Consider the following 352-nt stretch of genomic DNA (forward strand, 5'->3'; position numbering starts at 1 on the left):
GCGCCCTGGCCGAGCGGTACCCGTCCGGCCGGACCGCCCAGCTGCGTCGCGTCTATGTGCGCCCCGAGCACCGGCGGCGCGGCCTCGCCCGCCGACTGGTCGCGGCACTGATGGAGTTCGCGGCGGCCGACGGCGGCTACCGCTTCGTCTATCTGCACACCGACCCCGCCGTCCCCGGCGCCGAGGACTTCTGGCGCTCCCAGGGCGACGTGGTGTGCGACGAACGCGTGGAGACCGGCGCACGGGTCGTGCACTTCGAGATCCCGCTGCCGGCGCTGCCCGCCCCCGGCACGGCGGTCGGCACGGCCACCTCACCTGTCGGATGACACGGGTTGCCGTGTGACCCCCCCCC

1 pseudogene is annotated in these 352 nt (G+C 75.6%); it reads left to right on the forward strand.

What is annotated here, in order from left to right:
* A pseudogene (locus AOK15_RS04255) lies at positions 1 to 326 on the forward strand (GNAT family N-acetyltransferase); the annotation flags it as partial.
* Positions 327 to 352: the final 26 nt, after the last annotated feature.

The organism is Streptomyces ossamyceticus (assembly GCF_001418475.1).
Lineage (GTDB): Bacteria > Actinomycetota > Actinomycetes > Streptomycetales > Streptomycetaceae > Streptomyces > Streptomyces ossamyceticus.